This is a genomic window from Coprobacter tertius (genome assembly GCF_024330105.1).
Lineage (GTDB): Bacteria > Bacteroidota > Bacteroidia > Bacteroidales > Coprobacteraceae > Coprobacter > Coprobacter tertius.
The window spans coordinates 1-20,189 of record NZ_JANDHW010000018.1 but is presented as its reverse complement, the minus strand read 5'-3'; the positions used below and the strand labels follow the sequence as shown (position 1 = coordinate 20,189).

Here is a 20,189-nt window from a genome sequence, read left to right as displayed (position 1 = left end):
ATGATAAAATACCTTATCGAAAAAGAATTTAGACAAGTTTTCCGGAATCCATTTATGCTCCGGCTTATTATAATGTTTCCTTGTTTGGTAATACTGGTATTTCCTTGGGCAGCCAGTATGGAAATAAAAAATATGCATCTTACTGTTATAGATAACAACCGCAGTGACTTATCGGAACAGCTTGTTAGTAAAACCGTCTCGAGCGAATATTTCCAACTTGTCAATATGGCTACATCTTACGAAAAAGCAATGGAAAACATCGAAACCGGCTCAGCCGATATCATACTGGAGATACCTTCCGACTTCGAACAAAAGCTCATACGGGAAGGAAAATCCGAAGTACTTATCGCTTCTAACGCTGTAAATGGTGTAAAAGGAGCAATCGGAAGTTCATACCTTTCTGCAATCGTTCAAGATTTTGCAACCAATCTACAAAAAAAAGATTTTCCTCAAAAGACAAAAAAAGGAATAGATATTATCGTACAAAATCGTTATAACCCACATCTCGATTACAAAGTGTTTATGATACCGGCTCTGATGGTCATGCTGCTTACTATGCTTTGCGGATTTCTGCCGGCGTTAAACATCGTAGAAGAAAAAGAAAAAGGTACGATAGAGCAGATAAACGTTACACCGGTAAGCAAGTTCAGTTTTATTCTCGCCAAACTCATACCATACTGGCTCATAGGATTCTTCGCTCTTTCTATCTGTTTTTTACTGGCATGGCTGATATACGGACTGACTCCAGACGGAAACCTGCTTACCATATACCTTTTTGTCTCAATATATATTCTGGCTATATCGGGATTCGGCTTAGTTATATCCAATTATTCCGATACGATGCAACAGGCCATGTTTATTATGTTCTTTTTCATGATAGTATTTTTACTGCTCAGCGGGCTGTTTACTCCTATCAGCGGAATGCCCAAATGGGCACAAGCCATAACGGTCATCAATCCGTTAAAATACCTCATGCAAGTAATGCGAATGGTATTTCTGAAAGGTAGTGCGATATACGAACTCGGGACACAGGCAATCGCACTTCTTACTTTTGCCGTATTTTTCAATGTGTGGGCAATACTCAGTTACCGGAAAAAATCATAATAAATCTGTATTTTAAATCCGTATTATATATCGGGACTGTATAAAACGTATATTTGTACCCTAAATAACATAGACGAAAATTCAGATGAAAAAAACATTATACGTTATTTTTATACTCATTTCTATTCCTTACACAGTAATAAACGCCCAAATCAATCTACAAGATTCTACCGTACAATTTGTCGCTTATTACTCGATAGGAGACAAATATGAATACAGTTATGAAAATAACGCTTTTTCTATCGTAAACAACGACACCATTCTTAACCAAAGCAGTAGATGTGATCTTGAAATAGCTGTTATCGATTCGACTGAGCACTCCTATACGATGCAATGCAAGTATAGTAACTGCCGGTTGAATTATTACAACGATTCGATCACCAATAAGATATTAAACGAAATGTATAATCTTTTAGGTGATTATGAAGTTATTTACGAAACTGATGAGTACGGAACATTTATAAAAATAAAAAACTGGGAAGAAATCAGGGATAAGATTAATCCTATATGTGACAGCGTCGTGAAAAAATTATACACCGAATTTCCGATGATTAATTTCGGATTTACAGAAAATGCTCTTGCCGAACATCTGAAACAACCTTTTTCTTCAGGAGAAAAGCTGGAAACCTCTTGTAACGAAATAAAGCTCTTACACAGTTTACTCGGCAGTAAAATGAAAATAGGAAATACTTATCAAGCCGATGGAGAAACATCCAATATATGGGGTGGGACTCCGATGAAAACGACAACATTATACACCATCGAAAATGTCGATACAGAGAACGAGATAACCCAGGTATATAGTGAAATGACGACAGACGCATCTGAAATCATGAAAAGTTTTAAAGAATCCTTGTCTCAAAAAGCGATTAATAAACAGACCCAAAGCGAAATAGAAAATATAAAAATACCTGATTTATCAGTTTCTACCTATACTACATTCAATATCCATTCCTCAGGTTGGACAACATATTGTTTTTCGGTATCGGATGTAAAAACGACGCATACCGAAAGTTTTTCTACTTCGGAGATCATCATGAAATAAAAATAATAAGATAAAAAATAAGCCTGCGTTAATAACGCAGGCTTATTTTTTATCTTATTATTTTTCGACCGAGAATTTATAAATACAGTTGCTCGTATATTTTTCGCCGGGACGTAAAACGACCGACGGGAAATTAGATTTATTAGGCGAATCGGGATAATGTTGTGTCTCAAGGCAAATAGCCGATCGCTGCGGATAAGCGATCGAGCCCTTACCGGTTACGGTCCCGTCAAGGAAGTTACCCGTATATACCTGAATACCGGGCTCATCAGTAAATACTTCAAGGACACGACCGCTTGCAGGATGCACCAAACGCACCGCCGGTTTTGTAATATCCCCTTTTGTATTCAACACAAAATTATGATCATAACCATGACCGTTTTTGATCTGCACAAACGAAGTATCGTTTATCTGTTCTCCTATTGTTTTTGGAGTTCTGAAATCCATCGGAGTACCTTCTACAGTCGCAATTTCTCCTGTCGTCATAAAAGTACTGTCGATCGGAGTATAAGCATCGGCATCAATCATCAAAACCTGATCGAGGACCGTATTTTCTCCATTTCCCGATAAATTAAAGTAAGAGTGATTCGTAAGGTTCACAATCGTAGGTTTATCAGTCGTCGCTTCATATGAGATCGATAACTCATTATTGTTATTCAGCGTATATAATACTTTGATATCGAGATTACCGGGAAACCCCTCCTCTCCGTCTTTCGAAAGGTAAGAAAGAATCAGAGACGAGTCACTCGTTTGTTGTATATCGCAGAACTGATATTGGAATCCTTTCGGTCCACCGTGCAAACAATGTCCGTAGTTATTTTGAGGAAGTTGGTATTCTACTCCATCGAGTGTAAATCGACCTTGTCCGATCCGATTTCCATAACGGCCGATAAATGCCCCGAAATCACTGCTGATATTCATATAGTCTGCGATTGAATCGAAACCCAATACGACATCTTCGAATTTACCATTCTTGTCGGGAGCCATAATAGAGACGATGCGACCACCGAAGTTAGTCATACACACTTCCATACCATTTTTATTTTTCAGCACATACAGATCGGTATTACCATCAGTCGTGGAAGTCTCAAAGTTACTTTTTAAGATACCCGACAAAGTCGTTCTCTGATCGGATTTACTCTGACAACCGGTTAGCACTAAAATACCGGCGGCAAATGCCATTAGGATGTTTTTTGTTTTCATGAACGTATTATTTGATATTAATGTATTACTTACAAATCAGCATAATTTATGAATCGGAACAACAAAAATACAATTTCTTTGGACTTTACAATTTTAATTATCGATAAAAGATTAAATAAAAAAACGAATAAATCATTTTCTTAATCTACATTCCATATATAAAATAGAAAATAAAAACACAAATAATGTAAAAGTCACAATTTGAATAAAAATAGAAATTATTTTTTAATATATATTCGCATATTCTTGAAATATAACAAACACAATTATGAAAATCAAGCTATTAATATTTTTATTATTGATTTCTTTTATACAACCTATTAAATCACAAACGAATAATGATAAAATGCAATGGTTCGAAAAAGCACGGTGGGGGATGTTTATACATTGGGGGCTTTATTCAGTACCCGCCGGGGTTTATAACGGACTAAATACCGAAGGGGAAACCGTAAACTATACCGATATAACCGACCCTACAGGCGTAGGAGCGGAATGGATGATGAAACGCGCCCGTATTCCTAAAGAAGTTTATGCCGAATATGCAGACCGATTATCCTCGGAAAATTGGAATCCCGACGCGATATGCCTTATGGCTCAAAAAATGGGAATGAAATATATCATCGTTACCTCGAAACATCACGACGGATTTATGATGTATCCTTCTTCTTATGACGATTATAACATTACAAAATCGAAAGCCGATCCCGAAGCCCTACTAAAATTGAAACAAAAGTGTGATGAATACGGTCTGAAATTTGGAGTGTATTTTTCCCAAAATTACGACTGGTTTCAACCCGGAGGGTTCGGGCAGGAAAACGTTTCAGGAACCGATATTTATTCTTATGAAGAGCATAAAAATTACGTCGACCGGAAAGTTCTTCCCGTTATCGACGAGCTCGTCGACAAATTTGACCCGGCCGTTATATGGTGGGACATACCCACAGGATGTCCTTATAAAGATTTATCAGATCGCATAAATCAAAAATATAAGGATCGAGCCGAAAATATTATCTTATCTAACGATAGGTTATCAGAATGGCATTCAGGCGATTTCGGCACAGGAGAAGGTAATATTTGTTTTAAAAAGAGAGAATACAATGAGAATTGCTTTACCCTGAACTGGACTTGGGGATATAGTAAAAATAAAGATAATAAGGAATATTTTTTTACCCCCGAAAACTTTTTCCAAAGAAACATTCTCGAGTCTATTGCGCGTAGCCAAAATGTACTTTTAAATATTAGCCCCATGGCCGACGGGGGATTAAGCAATCTCACTCAAGAAACAATCGGATGCTTAACGAAATATATACAAAATAACCAAATCGAAATCAGCGGAACACAACGAGTAAATAAATATTCATTCCCCAATTGGGGTAAAATGATAAAAAAAGGAAACGAACTGATTTTATTTATCTACCCGACAAAAGAAAATCGTAAAAACAAGTACATCTATGTTGATGGTATAAACACCGAGAATTTGATTTCTAACCCAGCTTTAAATATCGAAATAATATCGAAAGACCGGTTAAAGATAAATAACCTCGATTTAGGAAACTCACTTTTTCCTGCCGTTATAAAACTAAAATTCGACGGAGACATTACATGTTATGATTATAATATTATCGATAATAATACGAATGTACTCAATATAAATGCTTTCGATATGATTGACGGTGCCGGTTATCTCGATGGATTCGATGATACCATATATATGCAATATCTCATATACGGAACTTTTACCACTCGGATACTGTACAATGGGCCCTCGGAACTAAAAAAAATATCATTGAATAATACCGGATCGGGTAGTAACGATATAATTATCATTTTAAAAATAAATGATAAAGAGTATCAACTGGATGCTGGCAACCAATACAGTATTGACCAAATTTCTTTCAGCAACGGTAAAATATACGATTTGTCGATCGAAAAGGTATATCATAACTCTAATTTCAATATTTCGAATCTTTCTTTCAAAACATCGGAACTCGACCATAACAAAATAAATAAACAAGAACAGCCAGAACTAAAAATCACCAATACCAACACAGGTATAAATATTTCTGGGCAGCAAAGCGGACAACCGATCGTTATTTCAACAATAAGCGGTACTATTATGAAAAATATTAAAGCATCGAAAACAATAGAGAATATTTCTCTTCAACCCGGAATATATATTATCACCAGTCTCGGTAAAACATATAAAACTATCGTCTATTGAATATCTTTATTCATACACTCACTCCCCATACAACTAACGGAGAAAAATGAATTGAGTAAAAAAATAGTAAAGCGGTAAATTGATTGTATTTACCGCTTTACTATTAATAAAAAAACAAACCGAAATATCAGTTTGTCTTAAAAGTGCGGATGAAGGGACTCGAACCCCCACGTCGTGAGACACTAGATCCTAAGTCTAGCGCGGCTACCAATTACGCCACATCCGCTTTTTGCTTTGCAAAGGTAATACAAATTTATGAAATAGCCAATTATAAATTATAGTTTTTACAGTTATATAAAGAATCTACAACTTCGATTCCCCTTTCGATAATGCCATCCACTCTCTGCGAATCATCTCCGATTGAAGCGGGAATATCGGGATCGATACCAAACTCGATATGTTCTTTTTCAGCATTATACACAGGGGAAGCTGAAAATCGTACAGACCACCCGTTCGGTAATTCAGAAGAAACCGGAAGTCCCCCTCCTCCACCGGTACGATCCCCTACAATTTTTACCTCAGGCAACATTTTCATTACCGAAACAAAATCATTAGTCGCACTGTAACAACGACGATTGGTAAGAACAACGACCGGTTTCCGAAAATGGATTCGATTAGGAGGGGCCGTTTCCAGCTTCATCGGATAAAAATCCGAAAACTGATCATGTCCCGGACCCGTTTTATGCCGTATATATCCCGTAATAAGATCTCGATCGGTAAAACGTGCCGCAATACGGTTAACATTAGTAAGCATACCTCCACCATTATTGCGGACATCGATAATAATGCCTTTACATACCGAAAACTCGGCCAATATATAATCGAGATTACTTTCACCGATACCCGACGAAAAATTACCGTAATATATGTATCCGATATTCGATTGGTCTAATATCCGATATTTCATTCCTCCGGCGATTTTATAATCGGGGCGGCGCAAATAATATTTTTCTACGGTTTCTTCATTATAATTCGAGGGCCAATCTTCGAACCATGCCCAATAACGAGCCATATTGAATGATGATGTCAAATTAACATGACCGTCTTGCAATTCGGCTAACATATCGGCAAGGACATCGAATAACTCCTCATCGGTCATATTATCTTTTATTTTCGGAAGATAGAGCGCATAGATTTCATTCCAATCGATTTTTTTATCGTCGAAGAAGCAATACCTCTGATCGATAATCGTCCAAAGCGCTTCAAAGTTTCCCCGAGGATTATCAGTAAATTCCTGACTGTCACGACACGAAATCGTCAGCCCGGGCAAAGCGATTATCATCAAAATCAGAATATATAATATGTTCTTCCTCTCCTTCACTTTGTTTTTACTTAATAAAACACCGAAATAACCTCATTCTTTAGATTACGCTGTTTCCTTCGATTAAAAGGAATCAATTCAGTCGTTACACCGAGAATAAAACTATTAGTATATATTTGGGTATCGAGATAATTCTGTAAAGTCGTACGTATCGTGTTACGATATCCTATTCTCACATACCCTCTTCCCAAAGGAAAATCGGCCGTTACCAAGTTCCCCATATTGAACTGGTTATGAAACGATCCGAAATGCACCAGATTCTTGTGATTGCCCAATTCGAACATTTCGTAATAAGTTTCTCCGAAAGCAGGAGAAAAAAAAGCCCCCGCAAAAGGGAGAGTTGCCTGATAACGTACAGTAATCGGATATTCTTTTATCTTAAAAGTATATACAGCCATAGCTGAAAGAGCCAGATTGGCATCGACTTTTGCCGTCGCCGGGTTATTTGAATTTCGTAAATTATAGATAAATCCGGCAGATGCCTCGACTTGTCCGCCACCATATAATTTAAGTCCTGGAACAGAAGGTTTATAAATATATAAATAACCGAAAGAATACCCCAACATCCCCATATACATGCGTCCGTTTCGCGGTTCGTTAGTTGTATTGGCAAAATGAATCGAAACCGTTTGCTGTTTCATAACCCGATCTTTTCCCCAACGAGCCATTTGCATTCGTTCATTACTCAGGCCGATATCATAACCCGAATAATAATTCAGTGAAAGGTAAGAATCGTATAACCGTGTACGTCCTGTCTCCAGCATAGTGGAAGTTACGATCGGTCTCAGTTTTTTTTCCTGAATTTCCTGTGCCGGCAAAAGCGACGGCAAAAGGACAAATAACATACAAACGATCAATCGGTAATACATCGGCAACTTTATTAATATTTATTCGCCGGCTCAGAATAGCTTCATCTGTCCGGTTATCTCATCCAAAACATCATCATCAGAGTCGTCATCATCATTTGCAGAAGATCCCGACTCCTCTGAACCGACCTCTTCGTTATTTTCGATCGGATCGGGAATTGCATGCCGCAAAGGTTCGAGTTCGTTTACGGTTTCTACTCCATACGTCGTAATTCGCTTTCCTTTTGCTTTAAATCCCTTAACGGCTATAAACGTCTCGGCATCGATAACCAATGGATCTCTGAATGCATCATGCCCCCCAAAGATAATCTCGAAACGTGGATATGCTTCATCACTAAGCATAATTAACGTATTTTTTGCATTATCACCCAAAAAATTTTGTCGTTTTGTGGTTGCCTCAAAACGAAATCTTTTTAAATAAGGGTACCCCTGCTGATCAGCATCGTATAAAACAGCCGTCCAAATCTTATCGGAATCGAACTTCTCAATTATCATAATATCCTGATCGTAGTGATTTGTCGCATCAAAAGACGTCGTATAAAACTCTCCCGATTTCAACACGACAAGTACCAAATCATTCCCGTGAAATTCTCCCAGAAAATCTCCTCGTCCGTCATAATTAAGGCGTAATACATCGCGGTCGAACCATACCTGACGCCCTCCCAATGTCGAACCGCCTTTTTCTTTCAATGAGATTTTATGTATTTCATTTTTTGTTACGATATTTCCCATCGACTGACGACCTTTAATCGCAATCTCACTAAAATCTTTTTCGATCTGTAACATTTTCAGCCGCGGCTTAGGCTTAAAGGTTATACGCAACACCTCGGCTTCGCCGTTCGGATTAGCTGAAAACCAAGCAACACGCGAACCCGTTTTACCTTGCGTAAGATCATATTCCTTATCCCGGGTAACCCCCGTTACGGCAAAACGTTTGATGTAATGCAATCCGTCACGTCCGTCACGATAAATCACATTATAAATCGTGCGTGTATCGTTCTTTTTAAAAACATTGACATATAGCACATTCTTTCCGATAAACATCTTCTCGCTCACTTTCACGACTTTATATTTACCGTCACGATAAAAAATGATAATGTCATCCAAATCAGAACAATTGCATACGAACTCGTCTTTTTTCAGACTGGTTCCCATAAATCCTTCTTCCCGGTTGATATAGAGCTTTTCATTCGCCTCTACCACCTTAGCTGCTTCTATCGTATCGAAACTACGGATCACCGTAAGACGAGGATAATTCTTGCCATATTTTTCTTTCAAACGAGAGAACCATTCGATAGTATAATCTACCAGATGGGAAAGATGAGCATCCACTTCTTTTATCTGCGATTGTATAGCCAATATCTGTTCTTCTGCCTTGTCGGAGTTAAATTTGAGGATACGTCCCATCTTTATCTCCATCAGTCTTAAGATATCATCAGCCGTAACTTCGCGTACAAAGTGGGGCTTAAAAGGCTCGAGACGACGATCGATATGTGCAACCGCTGCATCCATCGAAGTACTTTGCTCGAATTCCTTATCTTTATAAATGCGTTCTTCTATAAATATCTTCTCGAGAGATGCGAAATGCAAACTTTCCAGCAATTCATCTTTCTGTATTTCAAGCTCCTTTTTTAGTAGAGCCTGCGTGTTATCTACACTTTGTTTTAAAACCACGCTTACAGTAAGAAAATGAGGTTTATTCTCGAATATCACGCAACAATTAGGTGAAATACTTACTTCACAATCGGTAAAAGCATATAAAGCGTCGATAGCTTTATCAGAAGAAGTTCCCGGCAACAAATGCACCAAAATCTCGGCATGTTGGGCCGTATTGTCATCGACCTTCCGAATTTTAATCTTTCCTTTTTCTTGTGCTTTTAAGATCGAATCGATCAAAGTAGATGTCGTTTTGCCGTATGGGATTTCGGTAATCGCCAACGTTCGGTTATCCCGTTTTTCAATTTTAGCCCTCACTTTTACCGATCCGCCTCTCTCTCCGTCGTTATAACGCATTACATCAACAAAACCTCCAGTCTGGAAATCGGGAAACAATTCGAATTCTTCCCCACGCAAATATGCGATAGAAGCATCGATCAGCTCATTGAAATTATGAGGTAATATTTTAGAAGACAAACCCACAGCGATACCCTCTACACCCTGTGCCAATAATAGAGGGAACTTTATCGGCAATGTTACCGGTTCTTTATTCCGTCCGTCATAAGACGGTTTCCATTGCGTTGTTTTAGGATTAAACACGACATCGAGCGCAAACTTCGAAAGACGGGCCTCGATATAACGAGGAGCAGCAGCCGTGTCTCCGGTAAGGATATTTCCCCAATTACCCTGACAATCGATGAGCAGATCTTTTTGCCCTAATTGTACTAGTGCATCACCGATAGATGCATCTCCATGAGGATGGAACTGCATGGTATGCCCCACAATATTAGCGACTTTATTGTACCGGCCGTCATCAAGCCGCTTCATCGAGTGCAATATACGTCGTTGCACCGGTTTCAACCCATCATTGAGGTGAGGAACAGCCCGTTCGAGAATTACATAAGAAGCGTAGTCGAGAAACCAGTTCTGATACATCCCGGTAAGCTGGTATTTAATATCGGGAGAATCATTTCCGGGCACTTTATAGCTCGAATGTACTTCTTCTCCCGTATCTCCATTATCCGGAATACCGGGTATATCATTGTCTGAAATCGGATCTTTTTCTTCTTCGCTCATTGTGCGTATTCTTATCTTATTTCAATTACTTTAATATTCAACTTTTCGAAGCATCTGCCATTTTTAACATTTTTATCAGCTAAATAACGACAAGCCCACGCAAAAATACAAATTTAATCGAAAAAAATCATTTACTTTGCGCTTTAAATAATACTCATTTTGAATAAGTAATAATCAAAAGCGTAGAAAAAAGATGGGTTTCGGTACATTTCTCTTGATGAGAAAAAAGACCGATCCCGAACATAACTTAATTAAGATATGGCACAACAAGAAGACGTTTTCAAGAAATTAGTATCTCATTGTAAAGAATACGGTTTCGTTTTCCCTTCGAGCGAAATCTATGACGGGCTCGCAGCTGTATATGATTACGGCCAGATGGGGGTTGAATTGAAAAACAACATAAAAAAATATTGGTGGGACAGTATGGTCCTGCTTCATGAAAATATTGTAGGTATCGATTCTGCGATCTTTATGCATCCGACTATATGGAAGGCATCGGGACATGTAGACGCATTCAACGACCCGCTTATCGATAATAAAGACTCTAAAAAACGCTACCGTGCCGATGTACTGATCGAAGATTTACTGGCCAAAATGGACGATAAAATCGAAAAAGAAGTCGAAAAGGCAGCCAAAAAATTCGGAGAAAGTTTCGACGAAAAAATGTTTCGCAAAACCAATCCGAGAGTACTCGAACATACAGCAAAAAGAGAAACTCTTCACACCCGTTTTGCTAAAGCGATGAACGATGGCAATCTCGAAGAGCTAAGGCAAATCATCATCGATTACGAAATTGTATGCCCTATAAGCGGAACGAAAAATTGGACCGAGGTAAGACAATTCAACTTGATGTTTTCTACCGAAATGGGATCGACAGCAGACGGAAGCACTAAAATATACTTACGCCCCGAAACGGCTCAAGGAATCTTTGTAAACTATCTGAATGTACAGAAAACCGGACGGATGCGTTTACCTTTCGGTATCGCACAAATCGGGAAAGCATTCCGTAACGAAATCGTCGCCCGCCAGTTCGTATTTCGTATGCGGGAATTCGAACAAATGGAAATGCAGTTTTTCGTACGCCCGGGAGAAGAATTAAAATGGTTCGAAAAATGGAAACAAACCCGTCTTAAATGGCATAAGGCTCTCGGGCTCGGAGATAAAAAATACCGTTTTCACGATCACGAAAAGTTGGCTCATTATGCCAATGCGGCAACCGATATAGAATTTGAAATGCCTTTCGGTTTCAAAGAAGTTGAAGGCATTCACTCCCGCACCAATTTCGATTTAAGCAATCATGAAAAATATTCCGGGAAAAAATTACAATATTTCGATCCCGAACTCAACGAATCGTATGTACCTTATGTTATAGAAACGTCGATCGGTGTCGATCGCATGTTCCTGAGTGTGATGTCTGCCGCCTATAAAGAAGAAACGCTCGAAGGCGGCGAAAGCAGGGTCGTTTTACGCTTGCCGGCAGCACTTGCCCCCATTAAATTGGCCGTATTGCCTTTAGTAAAAAAAGACGGACTTCCTGAAAAAGCCAGGGAAATCATCGATTCCCTGAGATTCGATTTCAGATGTCAATACGACGAAAAAGATTCGATCGGAAAACGTTACCGTCGTCAAGATGCAATCGGGACACCGTTCTGCATCACCGTCGATCATCAATCACTCGAAGACAATACGGTTACTATCCGTTTCAGAGACACGATGAAACAGGAACGTGTCGCTATCGCCGATCTTCATAATATAATCGGCGAACAAGTAAGCATGAAAACATTATTTAAAAAAATAATCGAATAACAAAATGAAAAAAACGCTGCTCATCATTCTGGCTGTTCTTATAATATTCGTGATTTGGGCAATATCGTTCGGAATACGCACGAATAACCAAATGGTAACAAAAGAAGAAGCTGTAAATTCACAATGGTCTAAAGTAGAAAATCAATATCAAAGACGTGCGGATCTCATCCCTAATTTGGTAAACACCGTAAAAGGATATGCCTCACACGAAAAAGAAACGCTCGATGCCGTTGTAAGCGCTCGTGCTAAAGCGACTCAGATTACAATCGACCCAGCCGACCTCGATGAAAATTCACTGAAAAAGTATCAGGAAGCTCAAGGCGAACTCAGCCAGGCTTTGGGGCGACTATTGGCCGTTACCGAAAATTACCCCGATTTGAAAGCTAACCAAAACTTCCTCGAACTTCAAGCACAACTCGAAGGTACTGAAAATCGTATCTCTACCGAGCGAACTCGATATACCGATGAAGTAAAGGAATATAATGTAATGATACGTAAATTTCCCGCAAGCATAATTGCCGGTATGATGGGATTCGACAAGAAACCCCAGTTTACCGCTGAAACCGGTGCAGAAAAAGCTCCGGAAGTTAAATTTTAACCTGATATAAGAAGATGAAAAAATTACCTTGTGTGATCTTTTTGCTGATGGTCGTTTGCATTATTGCCTGCAATAAGGATGAAGACTATTGGACCAAATACGAAAATTGGCGTAAAGCCAATGATGCATACTTCGAAGCTGCTTCCCGGGAAAAAGGTCCGGACGGACAACTGATGTACGAAAAAGTTTCACCGAGCTGGGATAAAGGATCGTATGTGCTTATGAAGTATCATACACGGGGAACCCGTACAGATACCCCTTTCGTTTCGAGTTATGTAGATGTAAAATATAAAGGGATGCTCTATAACGGCACTCCTTTCGATTCGTCATACAATAATACGGCAGTTTATGGAGACAGCATTTACCGTTCACAATTGTCCGACAATATTCTCGGTTGGATAGCGGCTCTTACCCACATGGCACCAGGTGACAGCTGTACGGTTATTATTCCACAAAATATGGCCTATGGCTCGGCGATGCAATCATCTCTTATATTGCCCTATTCCACACTTAAATTCGAAATGAAACTGATTGATATTCCCGGTTTGGAAAAACCGGCCCAATAAGCGTTTTATTTTTATTAATGATAGCCAAAACGGGCCGGTACGCATTGTACCGGCCCGTTTTGATAAAAAAAATACACGACACATTTTTGTAACAAATTTATAACATATATTACACGATTTCGCAACATGAAATGTTTTTCTTTGTACCGTCGTGTAAAAGAAAATGTAACACAATATATTTATGAAATACATCGAAAAAGAACTCGAAGATCTCAAAACAGAAGTTTTGGAAATGTGGAGTTTAGTACATTCTCAGCTTAACAGAGCTGGAGAAGCGCTTCTAACCCTCGATAAGGACCTCGCCCGGGAAGTGATCTGCCGTGAGAAAAGAGTAAACGCATTCGAACTTAAAATAGACAGCGACTGCGAAGATATTATCGCCCTTTACACTCCTGTCGCCGTCGATTTGCGTTTTGTTTTGGCTATGCTAAAAATAAATACCAACCTCGAACGTATTGCCGATTTTTGCGAAGGGATGTCTCGGTTCGTAATCGATTTCCCCCAAATCAGCCTCGACGCCGAATTACTCGATCGCACCGGCATTCGGGAAATGATAAATACGACAAAAGAAATGATGGAAAAAGGGCAGAGCGCCCTTACTGAAGAAAACTCTTCCCTTGCCGTAGGAATATTCGATATGGATAACCGTGTCGATGAACTCAACAGACAAGCCACCACCATCATTGCAGATTATATACAGGCAAATCCCGACCGGGCTGTCGAATGCCTCAATCTCATAAGTATTATACGTAAACTCGAACGCGTAGGAGACCATTGCAATAACATCGCCGAAGAGATCATTTTCTATCTCGATGCCAAGGTACTTAAACATTCGGGGAAAAAGGAATAATATAATATTATAAATACCCGACTGGAAAAATCAGAAATTCTTTCGGCCGGGGATTTTATCAATCCCTTAAATCATAATTTAACTTTAAGCCCTCCTATTTTTCCTATTTTATATACTATCTTTGTAAAGATCCAAATTCTTTACAGGATGAAACACCTTTACTTACTCGTCATATTATTTATCGTATCATTCGGCATAAAGGCCCAAACAACTACGAAACCCGAGCCTCCCGATATGAAGCGTATCGAAACGGAAATACGCGATTATAATTCCGAATTTTATTATCCCCGGTTGATGAAACGATACCTTAAAAATGATACGACACTGACTTTAAACGAATTCAGACATCTTTATTATGGCTATAGCTTTCAAGAAGGATATAACCCATACCGTATCTCACCCCATACGCAAGCATTGGCAAACGATATGTATTCTCATAAAGAACATTCTATTTCTGATTGCGACAGCATTGCCAAATATGCAATACTGGCTTTAGACGATTTCCCCTTCGACCTGCGCCAAATGAATTTTCTTATTTACGCTCTGAATCATAAAAACATGGAATCTCTTGCAGCTGTATGGAAATATAAATTGCGCAACACGATCAACGCGATTTTATCTACCGGAGATGGAAATTCTCCTGAAACGGCCTGGTGGGTGATTTATCCGACACACGAGTATGATATTGTAAACCATTTGGGCTATACCGGTTCCGACTATAACTTTGTAGAACCTACATACGATTATCTCGAACTAGAGAAGAATCCGCTGAAAACAAAAGGTTTTTATTTTAACGTAAGCCGTATTCTGGAAGAATACAATCGAAAGTATAAAGAATAAATGGAAAAGATATGTAACGGCAACATTACAATAACAGCCGGTGAGTATTTTTCGTCTTTACTATTTATTTACAATCAATACGACAATAACTATACTCAGCGTTACAGACAATTACTTCAGCTTACCGATCATCTGTGCCGCCAATTATTACCCCGGGAACTCCCTTACCCCGGACTTTTTGAAAGTATCGAAGAAATATGCCGTGATAATGACGAAGCATACCGTTTGCTCACAATTGTAAGAGTACACACTCATCAAACTTTATTTTCAGATTCTTATCCTCCGAATGAAAGAGAATTAAAAAAAGACATTTACCGATTTGCTCGCGCAGTAGGAATCCTGCTGAATGTTAGCGTACCCATGAAATTACAGGGAAATACAGAAGACAATGACAATATAACAAAGGAAACTCCCCATGACCAGAAAATAACTCGCATAAGAGCCTCTTTTCGTAAAAAACTTACGGACGGAAAACTATCAGTCGTCTTTCACGATTCCACCGATACATCTCAGAGAAAAATTTCCATACTTCCCCATAAAGAATATCAGGATATTTTCTGTCACTCGATAGAAGAACTCGAAAAAGGAATGCAGGTAAATCTGATAAACGTAAAGCCGGTATCGATAAAAGATCGGGAATACACTTGTGAAATGATCGTTATCGAACCGGATATACTACTTGATATCAGTGCAGTTTCTGAATGTTTTAAAGAATATGGCGTACACCCGCTCTCATACTTTCTGTTCCGTTTGGGAACCGATAAAAATACCCACCACATTTTACTAGGTAATATCGCAAATTTATTTCTCGATGAACTCGTAAACGAAAGTGAAGGAAATGAAATTTCCTTCGAGAAAGTTATGCAAAAAGCATTCCGTCAAAACCCATTCGGCATTGCAGCTTGTCCTGACCTTCAGGATAAAAAAACCGAAAAAGAGTTCTTTAATGCCTGCCGTCTGCAATTCAGGAATCTGAAAGATACAGTACAACGCCTTTTCTCCGAAAAAAAAATCGACCGGAATAAAGTCTTACTCGAACCTACTTTTATATGCGAAAGTTTAGGGCTCCAGGGACGTCTTGATTTATTAAGCGACGATCTTTCCGCATTTATCGAATTAAAGTCGGGCAAAGCAAAAGAAGATGTATTTTCCGGAACCCTCTCATATGGAGAAAGTCACTATGTACAAATGCTACTCTATGCGGCCGTACTTCATTTTAATCTCGGAATCGAATACGGGCACACCCACCCTTATTTACTTTATTCACGATATCCCACTTTATATCCGATGGGAATATCACACCGGCTTATTAAAGAAGCAGTAAACCTACGAAACCGTATCGTTGCACAAGAATACCGGCTACAAAAAATGAATTCGCCGGTTTACAGTCGCGACTTTCTGTATCAAATTACACCTGACGCACTGAATATAAGGCATCTGGTCGGAACGTTTTGGGACAAATATTTAAGCCGGCCTATCGATAATTTCGCAACTCTATTACGAAGGTTATCGCCGATCGCAAACGATTACTTTTCGACTCTTTTTACGTTTATATGCAAAGAACAGTATCTCTCAAGAACCGGATCATCCCAATATGACAACAGTCGCGGATTATCTTCATTATGGAATTCCCCGATCGACGAAAAAATCGCTTCCGGAGAAATGATTCCCGAATTATTTCTGTCAACGAACCGGATGACCGAAAAAGATCAAATATTAACCTTCCGATTACCTCATAAAAAAAACGAATATGATCACGAACCTAATTTCAGAAAAGGAGATATGGTCATATTATACCTCCGCAATACAAAAGAAGCGAATGCTTGTAACCGACAGATATTTAAAGGATGTATAGAAAATATTTCATCCGATTCGGTAACGATATCATTACGTATACGTCAACGTAATCAACAGGTTCTTCCATTGGGCGAAACCTATGCTCTGGAACGAGATTATCCCGATGTAGGCTTTTCGATTATGTATCGGGCTCTCGGTTATTTTTTACAGGCAAATGGAGACCGTCGGGATTTACTTCTTTCACAAAGAGCTCCGAGAACCGATGAAAATCGATTGAATAAAATATTGCAGAAAGAAGAAAACGATCTGAATAGAACCGTAGAAAAAGCCCTGGCAGCGCAAGATTATTTCTTGTTGATAGGCCCGCCGGGCACCGGAAAAACATCACAAGCCTTAAAACGTATAGTCATAGAATACTTAAAGAAAGACAAGGATATTCTTTTGCTGGCCTATACCCATAAAGCGGTCGACGAAATTTGTAATACGCTTATCGATATCGATCCAGAGCTTCCTTTCTTACGGCTCGGAAACAAAACCAGTTGCGATCCTTCGTTTCATTATCGGCTACTCGACGAGGCACTGACACATTGTTATCGGAGAAGCGACGTTACCGAACTTATCAGTAACTGCCACATTATCGTCTCTACCCTTACCACACTCTGTGGGCGCATGGATCTCTTTAAAATAAAACATTTCGACGCAGCCATTATCGATGAAGCCTCTCAAATACTCGAACCTCAGCTTATCGGAATATGGTGCGCGACAGATAGTTACGGAAATAATGCCATCGATAAATTTATCCTTATCGGAGACCATAAACAACTCCCGGCCGTAGTAATGCAAAGCAAAGAACAAAGCGAAGTAACCTCCGAACGCTTACAAAATGCCGGCATAAACAATCTGCAAGATTCTCTTTTCGAAAGACTCTATCGCTATCAAAAAGAAAAATACGGACCAAATTCTCTTTTTGCAGGCCATCTTACCCGACAAGGAAGAATGCATCCTGATATTTGCGACTTTCCTTCTATAACTTTTTATGAAGGAAAGTTACTTCCCATTCCGTTAAAACATCAGCAACAAAAAGATTTGCCTTTCGCAGGAAGCGAAAATGAATATATGAATCGTATACTAAGTCGTAGATTCGCATTCGTATCCATCAAAAGCGAAATAAGCGCCCCCGACTATAAAATAAACAGAAAAGAAGCAGTTTATATCACACGACTGGCCAAAGCTGTTTATCATCGAATAATAAGGGAGAAAGGCAAATTCGATGCCTCCTGCGATATCGGTATCATTACCCCTTACCGAAGCCAGATTGCAGCAATCAAACATGAATTATCCCAAACCGGAATAGACGAACTTTCCCGTCTTACAATTGATACGGTAGAACGTTTTCAGGGTGGACAACGAGATGTTATACTCTTTTCATGCTGTATCAATTCCCCGTTTCAGCTTCGGTTTATTTGTAATACTTTTGAAGAGAATGGAAATCTGATCGACCGAAAACTGAATGTAGCTCTTACCCGGGCCCGAGAGCAAATGATTATTATAGGCAACTCAGACTTACTTCAAAGAAATATCGTTTATCGGAAACTGCTCGAATATATAAATAACAAAGAATCTTTATTTAAAGAAAAAGACCCGACTTTTTAAATAATCGGGTCTTAAATATTCGGGTACGAAAGTCTATAATCACATACCTGTATAATTATGAGGAGTTATCGCTCGAAGTTCTTCTTTTACAGCATCGGAAACATTTAATGTTTCTACAAAAGCATGTATCGATTCTTCATTGACAACACTATTGGTACGCGTCAGAGCTTTTAGCGTTTCATAAGGTTTAGGATAACCTTCACGTCGTAATATCGTTTGAATTCCCTCGGCAACCACACTCCACATATTATCCAAATCACGGTTAATCGCTTTTTCATTTAAAAGCAATTTTCCCAATCCTTTCAATGTACTCTGAAAAGCAATAAGAGTATGAGCCATCGGAACTCCCACATTTCTAAGTACGGTAGAATCGGTAAGATCACGCTGTAATCGGGAAACAGGAAGCTTTATAGCCAAATGGTCGAGAATAGCATTGGCAATACCGAGATTACCCTCCGAATTTTCAAAATCGATAGGGTTCACTTTATGAGGCATAGCCGAAGACCCGACTTCACCTTCTTTAATCTTTTGTTTGAAATACTCCATCGAAATATATTGCCAAAAATCTTTGTCAAGATCCATCAGAATAACATTTATACGTCGCATTCCGTCGAAAAGAGCCGCAAAATTATCGTAATTTGAAATCTGTGTAGTCCATTCCTCTCGTACAATTCCCAATTTATTGTTTAAGAAACTATTTCCAAAAGATCGCCAATCGATAGCCGGATAAGCCAACTTATGCGCATTGAAATTTCCGGTAGCCCCACCGAATTTTCCACTCAACGGAACTGTACGCAAAGCTTTCAATTGTTGTTCGAGACGATATCCGAAAACCCTAATTTCTTTACCTAAACGGGTAGGAGATGCCGGTTGTCCGTGAGTCTTGGCCAACATAGGAATATTTTTCCATTCTTCAGCATAATCATTAACAACAGCAATCAGCTTCTCGATCATCGGATAATATACTTCCTCGAGAGCTTCTTTTACTGAAAGAGGGACCGATGTATTATTTATATCTTGCGAAGTAAGACCAAAATGTATAAATTCCTTGTACTTCTCTATCCCTAAAGCATCGAATTTTTCTTTTATAAAATATTCTACCGCTTTTACATCATGATTTGTAACCGATTCGATCGATTTAATGCATTCTGCATCAGCTATACTAAAATCGGTATATATCTTTCTTAAAGAATCAAAAAGAGATCTATCCATACCAGCCAACTGCGGCAATGGCAACTCACACAAAGCGATAAAATATTCTATTTCTACCCTTACCCGGTAACGAATAAGAGCATATTCAGAAAAGTAATCGGATAAAACCGATACTTTATCCCGATAACGCCCGTCGATAGGCGAAACTGCTGTCAATGATGATAATTCCATGGATTGTTGTTTATTATCGTGCAAAAATAATGTATCTTAACGGATTAACCGCAGAAAGTAAAAAAAAAATGAGAAAAAGAGGTTCTCACTTTGTTTATTTAGAAATAAATCTTACCTTTGCCTCGCTTTTGATAATAAAAAAGCTTTCGGGCGTTTAGCTCAGCTGGTTCAGAGCATCTGCCTTACAAGCAGAGGGTCGGCGG

The 20,189-nt window shown here is 38.9% G+C and carries 14 protein-coding genes and 1 tRNA gene; 9 read left to right on the top strand and 6 right to left on the bottom strand.

The genetic code is table 11. The features are described from left to right. Positions 1-1,104 carry an ABC transporter permease gene (locus tag NMU02_RS12890; RefSeq protein ID WP_255028368.1) on the top strand — a complete coding sequence of 368 codons (1,104 nt, stop codon included), beginning with the start codon at positions 1-3 and terminating at the stop codon, positions 1,102-1,104. An 85-nt stretch (positions 1,105-1,189) separates the two neighbouring features. Next, entirely contained in the window at positions 1,190-2,149 is a 960-nt protein-coding gene (locus NMU02_RS12885; protein ID WP_255028367.1) for a hypothetical protein, read from the top strand. A gap of 57 nt (positions 2,150-2,206) precedes the next feature. Here NMU02_RS12885 and NMU02_RS12880 read toward each other — a convergent pair whose 3' ends face one another. Then, entirely contained in the window at positions 2,207-3,352 is a 1,146-nt protein-coding gene (locus tag NMU02_RS12880; protein WP_255028366.1) for an aldose epimerase family protein, read from the bottom strand. A 268-nt stretch (positions 3,353-3,620) separates the two neighbouring features. Between NMU02_RS12880 and NMU02_RS12875 the strand changes: the two genes are divergently transcribed. Continuing rightward, positions 3,621-5,573 carry an alpha-L-fucosidase gene (locus NMU02_RS12875; RefSeq protein WP_255028365.1) on the top strand — a complete coding sequence of 651 codons (1,953 nt, stop codon included), beginning with the start codon at positions 3,621-3,623 and terminating at the stop codon, positions 5,571-5,573. 144 nt (positions 5,574-5,717) lie between these two features. Here the strand turns inward: NMU02_RS12875 and NMU02_RS12870 are convergent. The 4 genes from NMU02_RS12870 to NMU02_RS12855 form a co-directional block, all read right to left on the bottom strand. Next, positions 5,718-5,799 (bottom strand) — tRNA-Leu (locus NMU02_RS12870). A 42-nt stretch (positions 5,800-5,841) separates the two neighbouring features. Then, on the bottom strand, positions 5,842-6,855 hold the full coding sequence (locus NMU02_RS12865) for a S41 family peptidase (RefSeq protein WP_255028389.1): 1,014 nt from the start codon (positions 6,853-6,855) through the stop codon (positions 5,842-5,844). Between the two features lie 50 nt (positions 6,856-6,905). Further along, a complete protein-coding gene (locus NMU02_RS12860; protein WP_255028364.1) occupies positions 6,906-7,763 on the bottom strand; it encodes a DUF3316 domain-containing protein in 858 nt (285 codons plus the stop codon). 30 nt (positions 7,764-7,793) lie between these two features. Further along, positions 7,794-10,493 carry a DNA gyrase/topoisomerase IV subunit A gene (locus tag NMU02_RS12855; protein ID WP_255028363.1) on the bottom strand — a complete coding sequence of 900 codons (2,700 nt, stop codon included), beginning with the start codon at positions 10,491-10,493 and terminating at the stop codon, positions 7,794-7,796. A 258-nt stretch (positions 10,494-10,751) separates the two neighbouring features. Here NMU02_RS12855 and NMU02_RS12850 point away from each other — a divergent pair, with 258 nt between their 5' ends. From NMU02_RS12850 to NMU02_RS12825, 6 genes are all read left to right on the top strand, one after another. Beyond that, the gene (locus NMU02_RS12850; RefSeq protein WP_255028362.1) at positions 10,752-12,299 is read left to right on the top strand and encodes a glycine--tRNA ligase; all 1,548 of its coding nucleotides are present in this window, start codon (positions 10,752-10,754) and stop codon (positions 12,297-12,299) included. Between the two features lie 4 nt (positions 12,300-12,303). Then, entirely contained in the window at positions 12,304-12,897 is a 594-nt protein-coding gene (locus tag NMU02_RS12845) for a LemA family protein (protein ID WP_255028361.1), read from the top strand. Between the two features lie 14 nt (positions 12,898-12,911). After that, a complete protein-coding gene (gene bamJ / locus NMU02_RS12840; protein WP_255028360.1) occupies positions 12,912-13,463 on the top strand; it encodes a BamJ family beta-barrel-assembly machinery protein in 552 nt (183 codons plus the stop codon). Between the two features lie 181 nt (positions 13,464-13,644). Then, entirely contained in the window at positions 13,645-14,313 is a 669-nt protein-coding gene (phoU, locus tag NMU02_RS12835) for a phosphate signaling complex protein PhoU (protein ID WP_255028359.1), read from the top strand. 147 nt (positions 14,314-14,460) lie between these two features. After that, positions 14,461-15,153 (top strand): DUF4919 domain-containing protein, encoded by a 693-nt coding sequence (locus NMU02_RS12830; RefSeq protein WP_255028358.1) that lies wholly within the window; start codon positions 14,461-14,463, stop codon positions 15,151-15,153. Next, positions 15,154-18,603, top strand: a complete 3,450-nt coding sequence (locus tag NMU02_RS12825) for an AAA domain-containing protein (protein WP_255028357.1) — start codon at positions 15,154-15,156, stop codon at positions 18,601-18,603. Positions 18,604-18,642: 39 nt separating this feature from the next. On the opposite strand, the gene purB is transcribed toward NMU02_RS12825, so the two are convergent. Further along, on the bottom strand, positions 18,643-19,986 hold the full coding sequence (gene purB / locus NMU02_RS12820) for an adenylosuccinate lyase (RefSeq protein WP_255028356.1): 1,344 nt from the start codon (positions 19,984-19,986) through the stop codon (positions 18,643-18,645). Positions 19,987-20,189 lie beyond the last annotated feature (203 nt).

What these genes read in the sequence shown, in the direction of transcription:
- NMU02_RS12890 (WP_255028368.1), top strand. Translation starts at nt 1, where the DNA reads ATGATAAAATACCTTATCGAAAAAGAATTTAGACAAGTTTTCCGGAAT.
- NMU02_RS12885 (WP_255028367.1), top strand. Translation starts at nt 1,190, where the DNA reads ATGAAAAAAACATTATACGTTATTTTTATACTCATTTCTATTCCTTAC.
- NMU02_RS12880 (WP_255028366.1), bottom strand. Translation starts at nt 3,352, where the DNA reads ATGAAAACAAAAAACATCCTAATGGCATTTGCCGCCGGTATTTTAGTG.
- NMU02_RS12875 (WP_255028365.1), top strand. Translation starts at nt 3,621, where the DNA reads ATGAAAATCAAGCTATTAATATTTTTATTATTGATTTCTTTTATACAA.
- NMU02_RS12865 (WP_255028389.1), bottom strand. Translation starts at nt 6,855, where the DNA reads ATGATAATCGCTTTGCCCGGGCTGACGATTTCGTGTCGTGACAGTCAG.
- NMU02_RS12860 (WP_255028364.1), bottom strand. Translation starts at nt 7,763, where the DNA reads ATGTATTACCGATTGATCGTTTGTATGTTATTTGTCCTTTTGCCGTCG.
- NMU02_RS12855 (WP_255028363.1), bottom strand. Translation starts at nt 10,493, where the DNA reads ATGAGCGAAGAAGAAAAAGATCCGATTTCAGACAATGATATACCCGGT.
- NMU02_RS12850 (WP_255028362.1), top strand. Translation starts at nt 10,752, where the DNA reads ATGGCACAACAAGAAGACGTTTTCAAGAAATTAGTATCTCATTGTAAA.
- NMU02_RS12845 (WP_255028361.1), top strand. Translation starts at nt 12,304, where the DNA reads ATGAAAAAAACGCTGCTCATCATTCTGGCTGTTCTTATAATATTCGTG.
- bamJ (WP_255028360.1), top strand. Translation starts at nt 12,912, where the DNA reads ATGAAAAAATTACCTTGTGTGATCTTTTTGCTGATGGTCGTTTGCATT.
- phoU (WP_255028359.1), top strand. Translation starts at nt 13,645, where the DNA reads ATGAAATACATCGAAAAAGAACTCGAAGATCTCAAAACAGAAGTTTTG.
- NMU02_RS12830 (WP_255028358.1), top strand. Translation starts at nt 14,461, where the DNA reads ATGAAACACCTTTACTTACTCGTCATATTATTTATCGTATCATTCGGC.
- NMU02_RS12825 (WP_255028357.1), top strand. Translation starts at nt 15,154, where the DNA reads ATGGAAAAGATATGTAACGGCAACATTACAATAACAGCCGGTGAGTAT.
- purB (WP_255028356.1), bottom strand. Translation starts at nt 19,986, where the DNA reads ATGGAATTATCATCATTGACAGCAGTTTCGCCTATCGACGGGCGTTAT.